Below are 18,494 nucleotides of genomic sequence, written 5' to 3'. Positions count from 1 at the left end.
GTTCTTTTTTTCATTATACCAAACATGTGTTCTTATTTCAAGTTGAACATTCCACTTGAGCTGCCTCTTTTTTTCTTATCTCTTTTCTCTTTTCTCGTTTCTCTTTATTCCTTCCCCTAGGCCCCCCAATCCTCCCCCCGCATTCTGATCAAAAGGGATAATCGTGCAAGGCTGTATGGAGAGGCACCAAGCACCGGGCACCAGGCAACAGACACCACACCCTATAGAAACCCCATCTCACTCTGGCTACTAGACTCTGAGGGGGGCGAATCCCCTTTTTCCAAGAAAGCTAGCAAAAAGCGGTCTGCTTTGATTCAGCGTCAACCCCAGCAGCAGATCTCCGTTTTACCCCGTTATATCAGGGCCTGTTTGCCGATTTCTTGCTGCGAAAGTTGAGGCATTAACATTAAAACTTGGATTAGGCATTAAATTTAACGATTTACTTTTAATGGTTAATATAAACTTAGTTGACATCATGTTCCAATACTGCTATGGTAACAGTAAGACATTTCGCTTGATTCCGGGCGAGATGTCTTTCGTTCATATACTTCGTTTTATGAATGGATGGCTATTAGGAGGTGGTCCATGGTTCCTGTTTTTCTCCCATCAGAATGCAAGACATTAAGGTGGATAAAGGAACACACTAATTTTAGAAGGTGAACATGAACATGAGGCGTTATCCAATCAGAAAAAGCACAACGGAGAATATGGTGGAAGCTGTAGTTTGGAACTGCTCAGAACAAGGGTGCAACGGGTGGATGCGGCAGCAATTTACCCTGGAGAAGCAGCCGGAATGTCCTCACTGTGGCTCATCGATGTCACTGGACAAAAAGCTCGTGCCATCCTTGAATGACCCTTTACCTTAAACCTTTTATTCCGAGTAAAACACGGAGGTAAGTTAAGACATGAAAACGTATTTACACGACCCAATTGGCCTTCGCAGAGGGGACGATATCTACTATGAACCATAGTTTAGATGGAGCACGAAATCAGTTGGTCAATCAACTGGTATATCTGGACGAAGGGCTCGTGAATTTTTTAAATGAATATTTCCCTAGCCCCAACCAACAGCGCATCATCGTAGAAAATACTTTAAATAACTATACTTCAATCATTGAAGATATGCTTCGAAATTTTTCGGTTAACAACTTGAATTCGTATGCCTTAATCGGGAGTAAAGTCACTGTTCAATACTTGGACGATAACACAACCGAATCCTTTGTCATTGTGTTCCCCTCGAGCACAAATCCTGATAAAAATTTAATATCGTTCCTCTCTCCCATTGGGCTGCAACTGCTTATGGCACAACAAAACGAAACCTATGAGCTGGAAATCCCATCAGGAACTATACCTGTCCGCGTACAGGATATTCAATACTATAACCATGGAAGCGTGGAATGACCTGTTCAGTCGATATGGGATAGAAATCATGGGCATTGCTGCTTATCTGTTGATATTGTATCGTTTCCATGCACGGCTCAGCGGAGGTATGAGGAAAATGCTTCACTGGTTACGGCATAAGTGGTCAAATATGACGCCAGAAATGAGAGACAGGCGTTTTTTCGAGTTATTATCCTACTCATCTGCACTTGTTTTGATGGCCATGATGGTATACTACATGATCAAGTGGTTACAGGGATAATCAGAATGGCAGATCAGAATGGCAGATCAGAATGTGCATTTACAAGTGAAAATCCACCGCTGCAGGCAGGCGGTGGATTGTTTTCGTTAGATCCAATCATTTGACGTTCTCATAAATAAAACGAAATACAAGCTTTTCCCCCTCTTCAGGATGGTTACCTGTTTCCTCGGTATATTCCCCGTTCGTACAAGCCTTTAGGGTCTTGCGCCATAATAATATTGTCCAATGCTTGTCTAGATTTTGTATAGGTCTCTAGTATTATAATAGTAAAATACGCTGTGTTAAATTGGCGTATTCTGTCATTTGCGATATGTAAGTGGCGAATATAAACGAAGTGGAGGAGGTATAAAGTTACAAAGCATGATCAACGGCCTACATGCCCACGGCACGTACCCGTTCATCTGGAACTCCGCAAGATTTCGATGGTGTAATGTGCCGCTGGGATCAAGCAAATAGCAGATGCCTATTCGCTTGAGCTTTATATTGGGCAGATGATCTTGCTATTGCCAAAAATTTCGGGAATATCGGGAGTTTCAGGAATGGAGGAGAATTTTGAATTGAAACGAAAACGCAGTGCAGGCAAAGCTATGCTATCCTTCTGCCTGGCGGTTTTGCTTTTCTTGCAGACGGTGATGTTCTCTGTTGCTGCAAATGCGGAGAGCGCGCCCGACGGTTACGGGACGGCGTCGGTATCCGAGGCAGTGTACACTGAGCCGGATGAACCACCGTCAGCGGACGAGCCGCCGTCGGTGCCTGGGGTGGTATACGCTCCGCCAATGAACTTGGAAGTGATCGCGGCAGACCCGCGGGACAAAACGGCGGTGTTGGTGAAGGCCAATCAGACGTTCAAGCTCACGGTGAAGCAGGGTGACCCTGCGGCTGAGATTCCAGCGGGCGGAGAAATTAACGGCCGGGAGAACTTTACCCTTGAGCTGGAGGATATCGCAGTACCGACCAAGGGCGACGATCTTAATGCTCCGCCCGAAAGCGTGATTCAACAGGGAGATTATGCCGTCCTGGATAAGGCGACCTATTTCCCTGATCTGAATTTGACGCCCGCAGGTCCTACAAACATCAATCAGGGCAACCTGAAAATTGCTACTGTTCAGTTTTTTACCGATTCCATCAAGATTACATTTGATGGCGCAGGGGTATATGATGGCAGTAGACGCGACGTCAAAGTCGGCTTTTCCGCTACTGCCAAGGCGGCAGATCAGACCCCTGGCGGCGGCGGGAACACGACCATTTTCGGAGATGGCTATAAGTTTAAAAACTCTGATTTGGTGCCAGAGTACAGCATTGACATCAAATCGGCTAGCAACGGCAACGATAACAGCACGATCAACAACGACTCTTTTAAAGAGGGCGCCATTACATGGCGAGTGGTAGTGACTGCCACCGACACGGACGATAAGACCCTCCCCATGCCGTTGGATGGGTTGACCTTCTCTAATTCGCTTGCGAATGTCGGGGTATATGTGCCTGGGTCCTTCACTGTGGATGGAGATACGGCGATTCCAGCTTATGCTGCTGATCGCACACTTTCCTACAAGTTCCCAAACGAATCTACTGCACAAAACGTCAAAGGCACAGCGACAATCACCTTTAAAACGTGGATTCCTAAAACTATTTATTATTTTGAGAAGAACGGCAATTTAGGTGACCAGTACGGATGGACTTACGTTAATAACAACGCAACGCTTGTGGATGACACTGCCGTTGTGAAAGCTTCATCAAACACCCATCGGGTTGCCATACGTCCCAACTGGATTGTGGTGAGCGGCAAGCCCGGCAAGAGCGGCAGCGATACGCTCATCACGTGGACGGTTGTGGTCAACCAGAGAATTAACAATAACAGCGTGCTGTCTAAATCCGGCTTGCAGAATGTTAAGATTACAGACACTCTGCCTGCGGGGACGGAGTTTGTGTCCGCAACCTATAAGAATGGAGACAGCGGTACGGATACCCCAATTACCCGCAACGCTGTGGGGGAGTACGACATCGGAACCGCCATCGGCGGGAATCTGGACGGCCCCCTCTATATGACGGTTGTGACAAAGGTGACAGACAGCAGCAAGTCAACCTTCGACTATAGTGCCCGCACCAACTGGGAATTGAATGTGAAGGATGGAGAAAGTGCCATCCAGAACAACGATGTGACCGGCTGGACCGCTCCCACTGCCGTTGTGGACACCGCAAGGGTTATAATCGGCGCACATGCCTTCACAAAAGCAGCCGAAACACACACAAACCTTGCGTACGCGCTGTACAACGTCGCTGGCGCAAAGTGGAAGATTAGCCTGACGTTGCAGTACGATCTGGATGCTCCAATCGTCTATGATTTGCTGGTTCACGGTGATTCGCTTGCTGTGCTGGATAATCTGGACGCCAATCCCAAGGTATCATCGGAAACGTTGAATGCAATCAAGAGCACAATCGACACTAAGCAGCTCTGGCAAAAATACCGCGAGAATACGCTGACCGTGAGTAATGGGCTGACCGGTGAAGTGATTCCTTTGACGGTAAACGGCGAGCCGGTGGCGGATCTTATCAAGGTGACCGGGTTTAAAGGAAATGTGAAGGGGGATGTTTCATTCGAAACCGTCACGACCAACCCGGACAACCTGTTCCGTCAGGATAATAAAGGCGATTGGAGCAATCGCGGCTTGCTCTTCGATGGTGACAGCTATCAGGCGAGCTATGATGCCACCGTCAAGAACAGGGTGCGGATGCTGAACAAGGAGATGCTGTATGCGAGTTCATTCGATGAGAACGGCAACGCGCTAGGAAACATAGCCGCCGATTGGAACCGAAATTATAGCAACTATAGCGCCAGCATATGGACGCGGCCCATTGTCGTCAATGATCCGAACTTATATATGGACAACAGTCGGGGTGACAATTACATTCTGGCAGGATATGACCGCAAGGATCGAACGGTCACTTTCCGGCTGGCGGTGAACATGCCAGGCTTCAAGACGGAGGAGATGGCCAAGGATGGCGGCACCCGCGTAGCCAGCGACATCAAGCTGGTGGATACGCTGCCCGAGGGCTGGGAATTTGTGGATTACGCTCCGGGCGAAGCCTATCGACTTTATACAGGTGCTACGGGCTATAATGTAAATTCTGGATTGGGAGGACCGAGTGGAGGCGGTTATGGCCAATACGCACAAGCAACTACGATCATTCAGCCAAACGATCCCAAGCATGTGGTAAGCTTCACCAAGAACGGCCATGTAGGCACCTTCACCTTCTCCAAGCTGGAGAGCCCTTACGTCATTTTGGTGAAGGCGCGTCCAACCAATGCCAAACTGGCGACCTACCAGCTTGGCAACAATAATGCCGGAGAGAATCAGGCTGATTTCTCCATGAAATGGGGAGACAAGCCTTATAGCGCCACCGAAAAGCACAGAATTATTGTGCCTGTGAAGTCTTTGAGCAAGACGGTGAAAAAGCCGGTTTCCGGTGTACAGGAATGGACGGTGAATTACACGCCTCCGTTCGAGATGAAGCAAGGCGTCTATTTGTTGGATACCCTTGCCAAGGGACTGAAGCTGCGCCAAAATGCAGAGGGCGGTCTATCTCTCGCACCTTCCGACATCGCTGTTTATCCTGGCAAGATGAAGCCGGATGGCACTCTGGAGCGTGCCGGTGGGCTGCTGAATCTTGCGGATCCGAACTCCGAAGTGAAGGTGACCGCAGGCACAGATCCGGCAACCGGGGGATCGACGCTCAGATTTGATTTTGCTGACCCGAACAAGCTCTATCAGATCGTGTACCAGACTGAATCCCAGGGCATGCAGCCGGGAGCGGCCGGGAACTCCATCAAGCTGATGGGTGACGATGCCCTTCCGCCAATCGGAGCGCAGAGCAGTATTACGCTGGACGCGAACGATGTGGCGGGAAGTGCAAATGAAAACGGCCTGCTCTTCCTCAAGAAGGTTGGTCCCGACGGCAAAACACCGCTGAAGGACGTAAAGTTCCAGTTGTTCAATCCTGACGGTACACCAGCCCGGGATAAAGACGGTAAAATAATGGAGGAAAAAACGACGGGCCCGGACGGCAAGACGAATTTCATTATTCAGGTGCCGGGGGATTATTTGCTCAAGCAGACGTATATTGATCTTCTCACCTACTTGCCTACGACTACGATATACCGGGTACGTGTCATCGATGCGCCGGGCAAACCTGTACTTGTTGATGGACAAAAGGTGGAAGCAAACAATCCGCTGATCGTTCCTACACCGGCCCAAGGCAAGCTGACCATCACCAATAAGGTGGAAGGCAACGGCAGCGATCCGGACAAAGAGTTCGAGTACACCGTGACCTTCAATGGCGAGGGCAAGGATGGAGAGTACATCTATAAGAAGCCAGATAATACGAATAGCAAGATCAAGAGCGGTGACAAGATTACTCTTAAGCACGGGCAAACTGTGACGCTGCCGATATTGCCTGCAAATCTGGTCTACACCGTCACCGAAGCCGATTATACGACCGTTGACGGTTACACGACTAAGCCCGATACGAGAGAACTGTCCGGCACCATTGCGGATAAAGGCGATCACAAGGCGGACTTCATCAATGAACGGATCGTCAGCAAGCTGACCATCAGCAATACGGTTATGGGCAACGGCGGCGACAAAACGAAGGATTTCGAGTATACCGTCAGCTTTGAGGATGCAGGCAAGGATGGAAGTTACTCTTACGAGAAGTCAGACGGCAGCACGGGCACGATCAAGTCCGGCGGCACCTTCAAGCTCAAGGATGGAGAGACACTGGATATTTTGGATCTGCCTAAGAATCTGAAATACACAGTTACCCAGACAGACTACACAACCGATGAATACATGACAACTCCTGAGGAACGGTATCATACCGGAGTCATGGAAGGCAATGATGAAGTTGCCCCGTTCACGAACGTGCGAGTCTTGAAGGGTGGCCTGCTAATCAGCAATACGGTTAAAGGCAAAGACGACGATAAGAAGAAGCTGTTCAAGTACACGGTCGCCTTCACAGGTGAGGGAGCAGACGAATCCTACGCCTATGAAAAGTCAGACGGCAGCAAAGGCATGATCAAGAGCGGGCAGACCTTCGAGCTTACAGACGGCCAAACGTTCATTGTGCAAGGGCTTCCGACGTATCTTCAGTATACAGTGACCCAGGACGATTATACGCAGGACGGCTACGTGACGAACCCTGAAAGTCTCGTTCGCACAGGTGCCATTCCGGAGAAAAAAGCAGCGGAAGCACACTTTGTCAATACCCGCCCTTATCTGGAAGGCGTGCTGCGTGACAACAACACAGGAGAAGTTATTCCGAATGCGCCTATCACGGTGACCAATCTGAAGACAGGCGAGCAACAGACGATTCAGACGAATGAGCAGGGCGAGTATTCGGTCATTGCCGAGGCTGATACCGACTATACGGTTACATTTACGAAGTGGTATCAGGTAGGCGGAAAGGATGTTCCTGTCGAGTTCACGCAAAAAGCAAATGTAGACAGCAGTGTGATTGACGAGACCGTTCCGGCCGACATTACGGCGGTAGGGATCGTGCTTCTGAAGCAGCCTGAAGGGCAGGCTTCGCTGCTGGGCAGCGAGCTCGCTGGCAAGATGCGTATTTATTTGCGGGATGCAAACGGTAAATATGTTGTAGATGAAAACGGCGATCCGAAAGCATTCAGCTTGCAACCGAATGGCGCATTCTCGGCGGAAGGCTTAGCTGCGGAAACCTACAAAATGGAAGTGCGTTACGAAGTTACGCCAGGCAAAGAACTGACGGTAGCTAAAGCGGATCTGGACGTGAAGGCGAACGGGGAATTGAATATTTCCCAGGAGCTCGTTGACCCGTATGGCATTGTTTACGATGCAAGCAAGGGGATCACCACAGGGCAAATTGAGGGAGCTACGGTAACGCTGTATTATGCGGATACGGAGAGGAACAGATTGAAAGGAATCGAACCAGGCACGAAAGTAACCTTGCCGACGGTTCCAGGCTTCCCGCCGCATGATAACAAGAGTCCGGAGCAGGACAGCGACGCATCTGGCTTCTATGCGTACATGGTATTCCCGGAAACGGATTACTATCTGGTTGTAACAAAGGCCGGGTATGAAACGCATACGAGTGAAACGATCTCTGTCGATTTCGACATCGTAAAATACAACGTACCGATGAAGCCGGTAAGTTCCGGCGGCGGCGGCGGTGGCGGAACTGGACCTGTGAACCCTGGACCTGTGAACCCTGGGCCTGACCCGGCGAATCCTGGACCCGCACCCGGCCAGCCCGAACCTGGCAACCCCGGTCCTGACCCTGTAAACCCAGGGCCAACCCAACCTGATAATCCTGGTTCCGGTGGTGGTGGCGGAACTGACAACGGTGATGACGGAGCTGACAACGACGACGACGGAGCCGACAATAGCAACAACGATAACGGCGAGCCTGTCGACGTCAACAACGGAATTGACAACGTCGATAATGGAACCGGCGACAACAACAACGGAACCGACAACGGCGACAACGAACCCGCTGATGGCAATAACGGAGCCAGCAACATCGACAACGGAACCGGCGACAACAACAACGGAGCTGGCAACGTTGACAATGGAACCAGCGACGGTGACAATGAAGTCGGCAATGTCGATCACCGAGCCGACAACGGCAACAACGGAATCGTTAACATCGACAATGGAGTCAACGATAACAACAACGAGCTGGACGATGTTCCGGAAACAGGGGATCGCAGCCCATCGCCAATTTTTTATGTGGCTTTGGCGCTGATGTCTTTGATCACGATCGGGTTCTGTCTGCTCACCAGCAAGAAGAAAAAGAACATCCAGTAACAGGAAAGGCGGTAAGAGAATGAGTAAAATCAAAAAAATTCTTATCGCCGTATCCTTGCTTCTGTTGGTATTTTCTCTCGTCGAAATTGTGAGAACTCTCCTGCGGGATTATGCTGAGCAACAAAAAATCGAAGGGCTGACCCAAGTTTGGGAGGAAGAGTCGAACAAAGGTGGAGGGGATACCCCCTCCTCCCCTTTGATCACGAAGACACGTGAGCCGGTCATGCTTCCCGAATTTCGTGAGCTTTACGCGCGAAACCCGGACATCGTTGGTTGGCTGAAAATAAACGGTACCCGAATTGAGTACCCGATTATGCAGAATCCACAGGATGCGGACTACTATCTCAACCACGATTTCGATAAAAAGAAAAACAAGGGCGGCCTTCCCTTTTTGGACGCGCATAGCCGGATCAACGGTTCGGATATTTTGCTGATTCATGGACATCACATGAAAAGCGGCTGGATGTTTAAAGATTTGATGAAATACAAGAAAGAAAGCTTTTATAAGGAGCATGCTACGTTCCAGTTCAGTACGCTTTACGAAAAGGAAGAGTATGAAATTGTTGCCGTTATTCTGTCCAAAGTTTATCGCAAATCGGACGACGTTTTTAAATACTACCAGATTGAAAAGGTAAGTACGCCCGCCGAGTTCGATTCGTATGTGCAGAACATCAAAAAACTCTCTCTTTACGACACGGGCGTGACAGCCCGGTATGGCGACAAGCTTGTTATACTGTCTACGTGTGAGTACTCGACCGAAAACGGCCGATTAGCGGTGGTCGCCCGAAAGCGTAAATGACGATGTTGAAACACGGAGTCAAGCTGCTTCATATCACGTTCTCCCTTGGAGGACGTGATTTTTTTATCCACTTTATCTGTAATTCTTCAATAGCACTCCGTTGTTGTTTTGCCGATCCAGCCCCTCCCCGCTCAATTCAAACTCCTCAAGCTCTGACAGAAAGTGATGGAGTTGAGAACGTAATCATTTACATGACAAGTTTCCTACCACACAGATAACCTTGTTCTAAAATCATTTTCGTCGGTAATATATTCAACGTTCTCAAATCCTTTCATCTTTGCATTATGATATAAGCTTCATTATCCGAGCACCGAATTATAAATCCTGGGATAGCCGAATCATATCTCGACATTGTATCCCGTTCTCATAAATCTCCTCTTCATAATGTCGAATGAAAAAATCCAGATCAACCCCAACAATTCTGAAGCCGCACTTTTGATAGAGAGCCAATTGTCCTACACTTGAATTTCCTGTGCCAATTTCAATGGTTTTATATCCCCTTGCCTTAGCTGTCTGAATGGCATGTAAGACTAACATTTTTCCTAATCCTTGTCCCTGACTCCGTTCCGCTACCGCAATATTCACCAGTTCAACGGTTTCCGGCCTTGTAGGGAGCAGTACATAGATTCCTAGAATTTCATAATCCTCTTCGGCTACGAAACTCTCTCCCCTGTTGATATATTCTTCAACAAGTTTTCGTGATGGGTCCGCCAATAATAAGAGTTCCATTGGGTAATTTTCGTTTGTATGTAGTTTTCTAATATTCATTTTCTTCTCCTTAAGGGTAGCTGGATTAAATCTCTCATGGTCAGTTACTATTCAATTAAGTCTACTCCATAATATCTTGCCACCACCTTTGCAAGAACCGGCTCTACATCATCCTGCGCCATACCGTTACCGGAGTCCTTAAATTCCTGACCACATCTATTTTTGGTCACTTCAATCCCAGTATATTTAATTTTAATTTGGTTGACGCTTTCGGGGCCATTTTCAAAACTCCCTGCTCCCATTCCTCTAACACAGTCTTCATTAATCCTGGTTCTCTCCCCATTCTCATCTACGTAGTAGTATTTATCTGTGACGAGCCTGTAATCCATATCCGGAGTAGAAGTGGCAAAATATCCTTCTTCATTTATGGTGTAAACTTGGTAATCTCCTTCTTTTTGAATCTCTGGAGCACCCTTTACGTTATAAAATGCGTAAACATTTCCTTCATAATTTTGAGGAATCAGATAAATGTCATTCGCAGCACTATTAGTTGTACAACCCGCCAAGACGAAAAGAAAAAAAGCTGCAGCAACACATTGCTTCATCATGATTCTCCCCCTTTCATTAGCCCATTTTACCGTGGGCTTTTAGGAGCCATTGTTCGCTTGTTCGACCTGCCCCTCTACTAAATAAGCTGCCATACCAGCAGCATGTTTTCGTTGTTCCAGTCGCAAATTCATTAAATTGAAACTTCCTGTCACCCGTTTATCATTTTTTTGATGATACTAGCCACCCCTTCCAGCTCCCTGTGATCGAGTAACCTAAAGTATAAAGTCTTTAAAAAATGTTTAACATTCATCCTTAAGACAGCTGATTCAGGCAACCTATCAAAATCCGGAACAGCATAAAAGCTTAACAGCCACTGTTCAACCTCTTTAATAACCAGCAACTTACTGTCTAATGCTCTTACTACAGCCGCAGCAATTCTCTCATCCTCCTCGTAGAGATAAATTTCGTCATTGGAACAAATTTTGTGCTGCAGAATCTCAAGAATTTGAATTAGATGTTTTTGTTCTATGTAAGGTGATTGAACAAGATCCTCAAAAGCATCTGCCGTATGAGCCACCGAATGTGCCCATCCTTTTCCTGCAACATACCCTCTGGTGTCCTTTTCAGATATACAATAGTCAATTAGCCTTTCATAGATCTTCAAAATATCCTGTTGCGTAAGAAAAGAACTTTTCCTGTCCGAAATTAGAATCAAGGGGATGATTAGAACGGAAAAGGATCTGGTAAATACCGAATCCGTCCCCTTCTCACCAATTCTATAAAACAGGTGACTTTCATCCATAGCAGTGTGTAACAGTTCCTTAAGCTGATCAGGAGAAAAGAGATCTGCGAGCACCCATTCAGAAAGCAATGAATAAATCAGTTCATCTCTTAGAACGGTATCTGTACTTCCGATATGGTTCATCATATGCATGGACAAACCATACAACTCTTTGTTATCAGGTCTCTTACCACCCTGTTCCTTGATGTTAATTAATGTTTCTTTTAATATTTGCACATTATTAGTTATTTCCAATTACTCCACCCCTCATTTATCTTGCCAGTCAGTTAGATCGGCTTAATCATCAAAAGTAAGAAGAGTGCCTTAATGGACGTGTTAATCCAATTGTTCGTTGAACAAACCGCTTAATTGCAGCAGCCTGTCATCCTTGAATTTCAGTATGGTACCAAATGACGAAATCTAGCCATTCTTGAGATCTCATGGTTTTAACTCGCTCAATCGTCTCCCGAACATCCGTTGGCTTCAAATAAAACAAAATCGGATTTAATTCCTCAATTTGTTCCGCAATCCGTAATACATGCTGAGTAAAAAGATCGTTTCCGGCATCATGCCGGGCGAGTAATGCACACCCTGGATTCTGTAAAAAACAGCATTCAAATATCGTCATAATTTCTTTTCCCCGCTGATCTTTAACAAAAGACTTCCAACGCTTCATCATCAACTCGCAATACTTTTCTACGGGCACTCCATCGTAAATCTCATAATGCAGGATTTCTTCATACAAGCTGGATGGTATCCTATTCTGAGCTGATTGCTGCGCAAGCGCATATGCGATTATAGAATCGTTGCCGCCCAAAGTTATAAATGGATCAATGTAATGAAACACATCGGAATAAATAGATCTCAGCCTATCAAGCACCTGGTTCGGCATACATGCAACAGATTCGTAATCGGCGGGATGCAGTAAATCCCCTTCAAAAAATAGTTCCGATTCTATTTTATGCATATTTAAGATGTCATGTATGTATCTGGATAATGCAGATTTTCCGGAGCCAGGTATGCCTTCAACGATAACCAATTTTGTTTTCGTAGGTGGTGGGTTCGTCATAACATCACATCCGTTTCTTACCTATTTATTTCTTTACTCGTATCAATTGTCTTTCTTTCCACACGAACTCGTTTCCCAATTTAAATGTCGCCAGTTTAAGTACGAGCTCGAGTTCCTTTTTGGGCATGTCGGTGAACAACGGCACCGTCATGACAGGGTCATCTTCCGCGCTTCTATTTGTACGACGAATGGGCGATAGGCACATCGACATTCATATGAAAAAAATTTGAGAGTAGGCATTTCACATCTCTCTTGCCATGAATTCGGAAAATAGTTAGTCATTATCTTTACGCTTACCCTCCATAATTCGTTGGAGCGAAATATGAATTGCCCTGAGATAACTTATTATGCTTACAAAACCGATTACTAAAATTATAATGAGTAACTCCATAGGTAGATCACTCCTAACCCTAGCAGAATTCTATCCCCATGTTCTCTTTTCATTAATCTCCATTTTCTGTTTGAATGCCTCATCCAGGTCGATGTCAAGCTTATTGGCCAGGTCGAAAATATTCCACACCACATCGTACATCTCGTGCCCCAGGTTTTCTTTCTTCTCCGCATCTGGATGGAAGGAGACGGACAGAACCTCTTTAGCCAGTTCCCCTACTTCCGTCATAAGGTAAAGTGTCCTCTGCTCAATCGTACTCTCATCGAATCCCTTATCCTTGCTGTATTCTTTTACGTATTGTTGAAACTCAGCTGTGTTCATTTTCCCGTTCCTCTCTCCCCAATCATTTATTTAGTTCTAAAATAATCTGCTTTAACCATTCCATAGAACACCAGGTCCTCATATTTTCCCCAATTAAATATATGTTGCCGGAAGACGCGAATTGAAGTATTCTTCGTGCTGCTTCTGTGGCATAACCCTGTCCCCAATATGGCTTTCCTGCCCAATAACCCAGTTCGCCGTGCTTATGCCTTTGGGAGACTCTTATGCCTGTATTTCCAATCAATAACCCATCATCTTTTTTTACCATTGCAAAAGCATAGAGTTCCCCTTTTTCAGCAGACTGACGAGTTTTACCGATCCATTGTTCAGCCGCGCTATCCGGATAGGGATGAGGAATGGATAGAGTTGTGCGTGCTACTTCCTCGTTTCCGGCTAGTTCCTGCACCCTGCTTGCATCAGACAACTCAAAAAAGCGGAGCAATAATCGGTCTGTTTCAAATTTGTAAACCATGATCTTGTCCTCCATTTATAAGTTTATAGTAAGCTGCCCATTAACTCATTAAATTCTCAGAATTCACAAGAGATAAAAATTCTTCTTTATATTTGGGATGGCACGCGATGATGTACGGCTCCGGGTTCATTCCCACAAAAGGCTTACCTGAAAAGTCTATAACCATAGCCCCAGCTTCTTTAGCCATCAGTATGCCTGCATATAAATCATCACCTTCGGAATTATAAAGCACAATGCCATCCACATCGCCGCGAGCCAGCATGCACCAAAGCAGTGATGGGGCCCACAGTCTTAATACTCGTTTGAAAGTCATATCCAGTTTATGCTTCAAGTCCATGGCTTGTTGCTCTTTCTGTACATGGTGCCCTTGAATCCATCCCACGGTCATTCTTCTTGGATTGAGCTGGCTGAATGCAGCATCCGGCTTAATAGATATGGGAATTCCGTTGCGGGTCGTTCCTTTTCCTTGTTCGGCAACGTAAATATCCCCCAAGTGGCTGTCATATATGACTCCCAGGAGCGGTTGTTTATTATGTATAAGGGTTATTGACACACCATAGACCGGAAGGCCGTAAGTGCAATTCTTATTGTTATCTAGTTTCTATAACTTGAGCCCATTTCCTTTACCATAGAATCTCCTGACAGAAATATTGGTATCTGCACTGTAACGGCCAGCTGAATGCCATCCCTCATACCCTGCAAGTACAAGCTTTTATATGCTGATAACACGCCAACAAACAGTTCATCTGCTTTGCGGTTTTGCACCTCTTCTCATCCGACTATCTGTTTATAACTCTTATTATGTAGGATTTTACAACTAACATAAACGAGTTTTCATCTGAACTCCTCCAAATAAAAAGGACCCTCGTAATGAGGATCCTTCAATGTTATAATTTGGCATGTACAACACGCCTGAGTGAGCGCACCCTCCAAAAGGAGGTGATGCGAATGCATATTTCGTTTGGTGAAGTTTTAACCTTCGGGATCTTCCTGATCGCGTTGTTAACTTACATCGATAACGCAAATGACCCGCTAAGGCTGGCACCGTGCGGGCAAACCCCTCATAGTCCAATACTGGAGGGAACGCCCCACTCAAGTTGTTGTGCTGGGGACCAGTAGCCGCTGGTCCTTATTTCTATTCTTACTGTAACATACCCGTTTTTATACCTCAATAGTATGCCGCATCATTTCCCTCGGTTACCAAATATCCTTTCTTAGTTCCCCGTGCATCACTTTGCGTCGGCACCTGAGAATGAATACGATATTTTACAATACCACAATACAAATTGGTGTTATATTTACTAGGATTATATTCACATACACGATAAACTTTCATATTTCTTTATCTAAATCCTAATTTAATCCCTCCTTCATGAAAGATTTCAATCACAAATGAAAAATTGGGACCAATTAACCATGTATCCGATCCTACTGCTGTCACATCATCAATATGATCTACTACTTGTTTAAGGCTCACTCGAACACTTGGTGCATCCGAATAATTCCAAAGTAAACGAACCTGTTGATTAATGCTTTCATCTAATTTGGAGTCAAGTATCTCAATTGCCTCTTCTACTGAAGCAATAGAATACTGCTCACGAATAAGCTTCCAATCAACTCTGCCCCAGCTTGTAACAGGATATGCTTCCACGAACAAATGAAATAGCTCCTCTGTTTTTTGAGATGTTTCTATTATTACATCATGGGGCAGCAACAATTCTATAAGTTCCTCAAATAGAGTCACTTTTCTCCCTCCAATTATTTCTGTAAATGTTTAAGTAGTGATTTAAATGTATTTTCGCTGCCTTCAAACGGAATCACAAGTTTTATTGCTTTGTCACCTTTGCCGGCTCGGTAGTCCACAATATTAATATGCGTACCTTTCTCAGGATCTGGATCATAGTCGAGTCTCCAGAGCAATTTACCATCTGCAGACTGCCGACTGACCACTTTACCATATCCTGCACTACTAGGCAAACGACCAACAACTGCTTTAGACCCTGTAGCTATTCAGCACGTCACCTTGTCCTGTCCTGCCCAAATCTGGTCGGACAGATTGATAGACCATGCACACGCGATGCGCTCATAATAAAAAACCTGAAAGGCAAGAAGTCAATCAAGACTGGGAACTCAGAGAAGAAAGACCCCGAATGGTATTAAGCCAGTCAAGGTCAATGTGAAAGTTCATCCTGAATGTATTTCGAAGCAAAAATACCCGAATGCTAGATCGTCATCAGATAATCCTATTGTAAGTTTACAATAGTCTAACAACTTTGGGAGTATTCCATCTAAATACTCTAAATACTCTTCAAGCGACTTTTTGAAAGTCAGTCCATCCTCGTATTTACACAACGGGAATAAAAGATACCCTTTCGAAATTTCTTCACTGCTCATGTCACCGTAATCTTTACCGATACAAGCACTGATGTGATTAGTAACTGTTGTTTCATTAAATTGTTCTCTGCACTCCATGTAAAACATATAATCATCAAACTCAACTTGTTGATCTAGCTTCGAATTTACATAAAAGGGAGTAATTTTAATATAGTCAGATGTTAATTCTGACTTAATTATCTCCTGAATCAATCGTTGCAACTCAGAATGCGTTGGATAGTGTCTATATCTCCCACCGCGATAAGATGTGTATTCAACAATAATGTTATTTACAGAACTTTCTCCCATGTATCTGCTTCACCTCTACTTTGTTAAGTCCATTTTCCAATCGGCTTTATTCAAATCGGCCACCTGTATTACTTTTCCTGTTCCTTTATCTACTGCCACATAATGAACGTCATCAACATAGTAAAGTGTGACGGAGTTTCCAGTATATTTGTTAGTTGTTGTGCCCGTTTTCACCGGATTCTCTATTGCATTTGCGATAGATTCGTTTGTCCATCCTCGTTCAGCCACTTGGTTTTTGTACTGTGGCTTGTTAAATTTATCGCTAAATTTAATATCACAATTTGTATTATGCACCCAAATCCCAAGTTCACTAACAAAATACGTATGGAAATCATCAACCGTCATGTTGTAAACCGCGACATGCTTGTGCACCAGTTCGATACTCTCAATCTTGAGTGTATTTCCATCGCTCTGAACAAGCAAGTCACCGACTTTGAGGTCTTTGACAAACGTCCATCCTTTATCTTGTACATAGAACGGATGATTGAAGGTTGATTCAATAGTCTGACTGCCTACATGGATGTTATAGATCTCATCCGTCCCATGGTTAAAAGTCGCCGTAACCTCTCTATAAGCTACATCACCAGTTTCTTCGTTTTTGGAAAGAACCTTATCTCCAACTTTAATGTCTTCGATATTTTTCTCCCCTTCGTCTGTTTGCACTGTAGTTCCTGCAGCGAAACAATTACATGCCTTTGCATAATCCAGCGCTTCATCAACCAGCTTAAATTCCTTCTCAACGACTTTTCCCGCTTTGTCTTTGAGTGTCAGGATTAGTTTGCCGCCTTTTATAGCTTTCCCGATAGGCAAGAAGCCTGCGGTTGCTAACCCTTTGGCTAATCCAGATGAACTAGGATCACGGAGCGTATTAATGTCATCCAAAATGAGGAAGTTTGCCACGCTTCCTACAGGTCCACTCCAGCCTTTCCAAGGGTCTGTAGCTGAATAAGCGTTACCTGCAAAGCCTCCCCAACCAGCTCCCATTTCTTGTCTGTGCCCTGATGGATCCGTATAAATCAACGGATTATTGCTTACATACGTATACAAATTCAAACTCAGCGGGTTCGTAATGTCCCCTTCATACGTATCCTCATTAATAAAACGCATTGACTTGGGGTCATAATACCGTGATGTTAAATAGTAGTAACCAGATTCTGGGTCATAGATCTGCCCTGAATATTTATATGGATTATCGAAATCCCCTGATTCAGATTTAATATTACCCCAAATATCGTAATTATAAGAGTTTAACGTTTTACCTGATTCATCCTTAATTTCAACGACATCTCCATGACTGTTATAGTAGTAATAACCTCCTTGAGAATTAGAATTTTGTCTGAACAATAAAGAATTTCCCCAAATATTCCTGGCCTTCACATTTCCGTTGCCGTCTAGTTCTTCAATCACATGCCCATTTAAATAAATATATCTTGTTGTACTTCCATTTACTGTCTTAGATGCCCTATGGACTGTTTCAGGAAATACTTATTTACGTGATGAACCGGAAAGCAAGCCAGTAAGGGATGTTCGTCTAACAGACGATTATGATGACATTTATAATCTTACACCTGAGAGAGTAGTTGATGAGTATACAAAGTTAGGCTATACGGGGATTATTAATATGTACGTTGGAGCCTCACATTACACATATAACGGGTGCCTTTTCAGTCCAGCTCACGTAAAACTTGAAGTTGGATCTTTGTAATTTGGTTTTCCATCCCGTCCACCATCACTTCATCTAGTGCATCTTCCCGGAATAACGCAACAGTCAGTAGACAACGCCACGTTGTTTAATTACGCTCATGCAGTCACCTCTAACTGTCGGCTCACTTCTGGAGTGAAGCACTAGAATATACTCCTCATATGCATATTCCCCAATTTTCAATCTACTTTTTCAATAAATTGAATAATCCTATCATAAGGAATAGGAATCGCCTTACTCAACAAGGCAAAGGAATGGGCATTACAAAAAGGAATGAAAGGATTCACGCTTGAGACGCAGGATGTTACTCTGCTCATTTGTCGGCTTTATTTGAAGAATGGGTTTGAAATTGGTGCAGTGGATACTATGCTTTATTCAACCTGAATTTCGAAAGCCCATAATAGCAAGGCTGGTGAGGGAAGCTGAGGGGCGTCAGCCTGTAAAATAAAGAGAGATTCTCCAGTGAAATGACCCCGATTGCAAACCTGGAGGATAGTTCTTCCCCCTCCCCAATGAAGAGGCGTCGCAGTTTCCATGTT

General features: G+C 45.0%; 14 protein-coding genes and 4 pseudogenes. 6 read left to right on the top strand and 12 right to left on the bottom strand.

What is annotated here, in order from left to right:
- The first annotated feature begins 662 nt into the window (after positions 1-662).
- From ACE41H_RS19005 to srtB, 4 genes are all read left to right on the top strand, one after another.
- Positions 663-866 (top strand): cold-inducible protein YdjO-related protein, encoded by a 204-nt coding sequence (locus ACE41H_RS19005; RefSeq protein ID WP_375357146.1) that lies wholly within the window; start codon positions 663-665, stop codon positions 864-866.
- A 94-nt stretch (positions 867-960) separates the two neighbouring features.
- On the top strand, positions 961-1,401 hold the full coding sequence (locus tag ACE41H_RS19000; protein WP_375357145.1) for a GreA/GreB family elongation factor: 441 nt from the start codon (positions 961-963) through the stop codon (positions 1,399-1,401).
- Positions 1,402-2,181: 780 nt separating this feature from the next.
- A complete protein-coding gene (locus tag ACE41H_RS18995; protein ID WP_375357144.1) occupies positions 2,182-8,481 on the top strand; it encodes a DUF7601 domain-containing protein in 6,300 nt (2,099 codons plus the stop codon).
- A 19-nt stretch (positions 8,482-8,500) separates the two neighbouring features.
- Positions 8,501-9,280: a class B sortase gene (srtB, locus tag ACE41H_RS18990; RefSeq protein WP_375357143.1), complete on the top strand. Its 780-nt coding sequence runs from the start codon at positions 8,501-8,503 to the stop codon at positions 9,278-9,280.
- Between the two features lie 203 nt (positions 9,281-9,483).
- On the opposite strand, the pseudogene ACE41H_RS18985 reads toward srtB, so the two are convergent.
- The 12 genes and pseudogenes from ACE41H_RS18985 to ACE41H_RS18930 all read right to left on the bottom strand — a co-directional run.
- Positions 9,484-9,573, bottom strand: a pseudogene (locus ACE41H_RS18985) (DUF2691 family protein); the annotation flags it as partial.
- A gap of 22 nt (positions 9,574-9,595) precedes the next feature.
- Entirely contained in the window at positions 9,596-10,048 is a 453-nt protein-coding gene (locus tag ACE41H_RS18980; RefSeq protein ID WP_375357142.1) for a GNAT family N-acetyltransferase, read from the bottom strand.
- Between the two features lie 47 nt (positions 10,049-10,095).
- On the bottom strand, positions 10,096-10,596 hold the full coding sequence (locus ACE41H_RS18975) for a DUF6843 domain-containing protein (protein ID WP_375357141.1): 501 nt from the start codon (positions 10,594-10,596) through the stop codon (positions 10,096-10,098).
- A 149-nt stretch (positions 10,597-10,745) separates the two neighbouring features.
- A complete protein-coding gene (locus ACE41H_RS18970; RefSeq protein WP_375357140.1) occupies positions 10,746-11,573 on the bottom strand; it encodes a DUF2785 domain-containing protein in 828 nt (275 codons plus the stop codon).
- Positions 11,574-11,700: 127 nt separating this feature from the next.
- Positions 11,701-12,387, bottom strand: a complete 687-nt coding sequence (locus ACE41H_RS18965; protein WP_375357139.1) for a P-loop NTPase family protein — start codon at positions 12,385-12,387, stop codon at positions 11,701-11,703.
- A gap of 421 nt (positions 12,388-12,808) precedes the next feature.
- Complete coding sequence (locus ACE41H_RS18960) at positions 12,809-13,099, bottom strand: MazG nucleotide pyrophosphohydrolase domain-containing protein (protein ID WP_375357138.1); 291 nt, start codon at positions 13,097-13,099, stop codon at positions 12,809-12,811.
- Between the two features lie 22 nt (positions 13,100-13,121).
- Positions 13,122-13,571 (bottom strand): GNAT family N-acetyltransferase, encoded by a 450-nt coding sequence (locus ACE41H_RS18955; RefSeq protein ID WP_375357136.1) that lies wholly within the window; start codon positions 13,569-13,571, stop codon positions 13,122-13,124.
- Positions 13,572-13,611: 40 nt separating this feature from the next.
- Positions 13,612-14,148, bottom strand: a pseudogene (locus ACE41H_RS18950) (inositol monophosphatase family protein); the annotation flags it as partial.
- Between the two features lie 765 nt (positions 14,149-14,913).
- On the bottom strand, positions 14,914-15,315 hold the full coding sequence (locus ACE41H_RS18945) for a CDI toxin immunity protein (protein ID WP_375357134.1): 402 nt from the start codon (positions 15,313-15,315) through the stop codon (positions 14,914-14,916).
- A gap of 14 nt (positions 15,316-15,329) precedes the next feature.
- Complete coding sequence (locus ACE41H_RS18940) at positions 15,330-15,521, bottom strand: hypothetical protein (RefSeq protein WP_375357132.1); 192 nt, start codon at positions 15,519-15,521, stop codon at positions 15,330-15,332.
- A 234-nt stretch (positions 15,522-15,755) separates the two neighbouring features.
- Positions 15,756-16,253 carry a hypothetical protein gene (locus ACE41H_RS18935; protein ID WP_375357130.1) on the bottom strand — a complete coding sequence of 166 codons (498 nt, stop codon included), beginning with the start codon at positions 16,251-16,253 and terminating at the stop codon, positions 15,756-15,758.
- Between the two features lie 15 nt (positions 16,254-16,268).
- A complete protein-coding gene (locus tag ACE41H_RS18930) occupies positions 16,269-17,597 on the bottom strand; it encodes a polymorphic toxin-type HINT domain-containing protein (protein ID WP_375357128.1) in 1,329 nt (442 codons plus the stop codon).
- Positions 17,598-17,718: 121 nt separating this feature from the next.
- On the opposite strand from ACE41H_RS18930, the pseudogene ACE41H_RS25305 reads away from it, so the two are divergent.
- Both ACE41H_RS25305 and ACE41H_RS18925 read left to right on the top strand, forming a co-directional pair.
- Positions 17,719-17,898: pseudogene (locus ACE41H_RS25305) on the top strand (non-contractile tail sheath protein); the annotation flags it as partial.
- Positions 17,899-18,174: 276 nt separating this feature from the next.
- Positions 18,175-18,339 (top strand): annotated as a pseudogene (locus ACE41H_RS18925) (GNAT family N-acetyltransferase); the annotation flags it as partial.
- Between the last annotated feature and the right edge of the window lie 155 nt (positions 18,340-18,494).

The sequence above is a fragment of the Paenibacillus enshidis genome, assembly GCF_042136365.1.
Classification (GTDB): Bacteria; Bacillota; Bacilli; order Paenibacillales; family Paenibacillaceae; genus Paenibacillus; species Paenibacillus enshidis.
The sequence above is the reverse complement of the archived record's forward strand: the minus strand, read 5'-3'. Positions and strand labels throughout refer to the sequence as shown.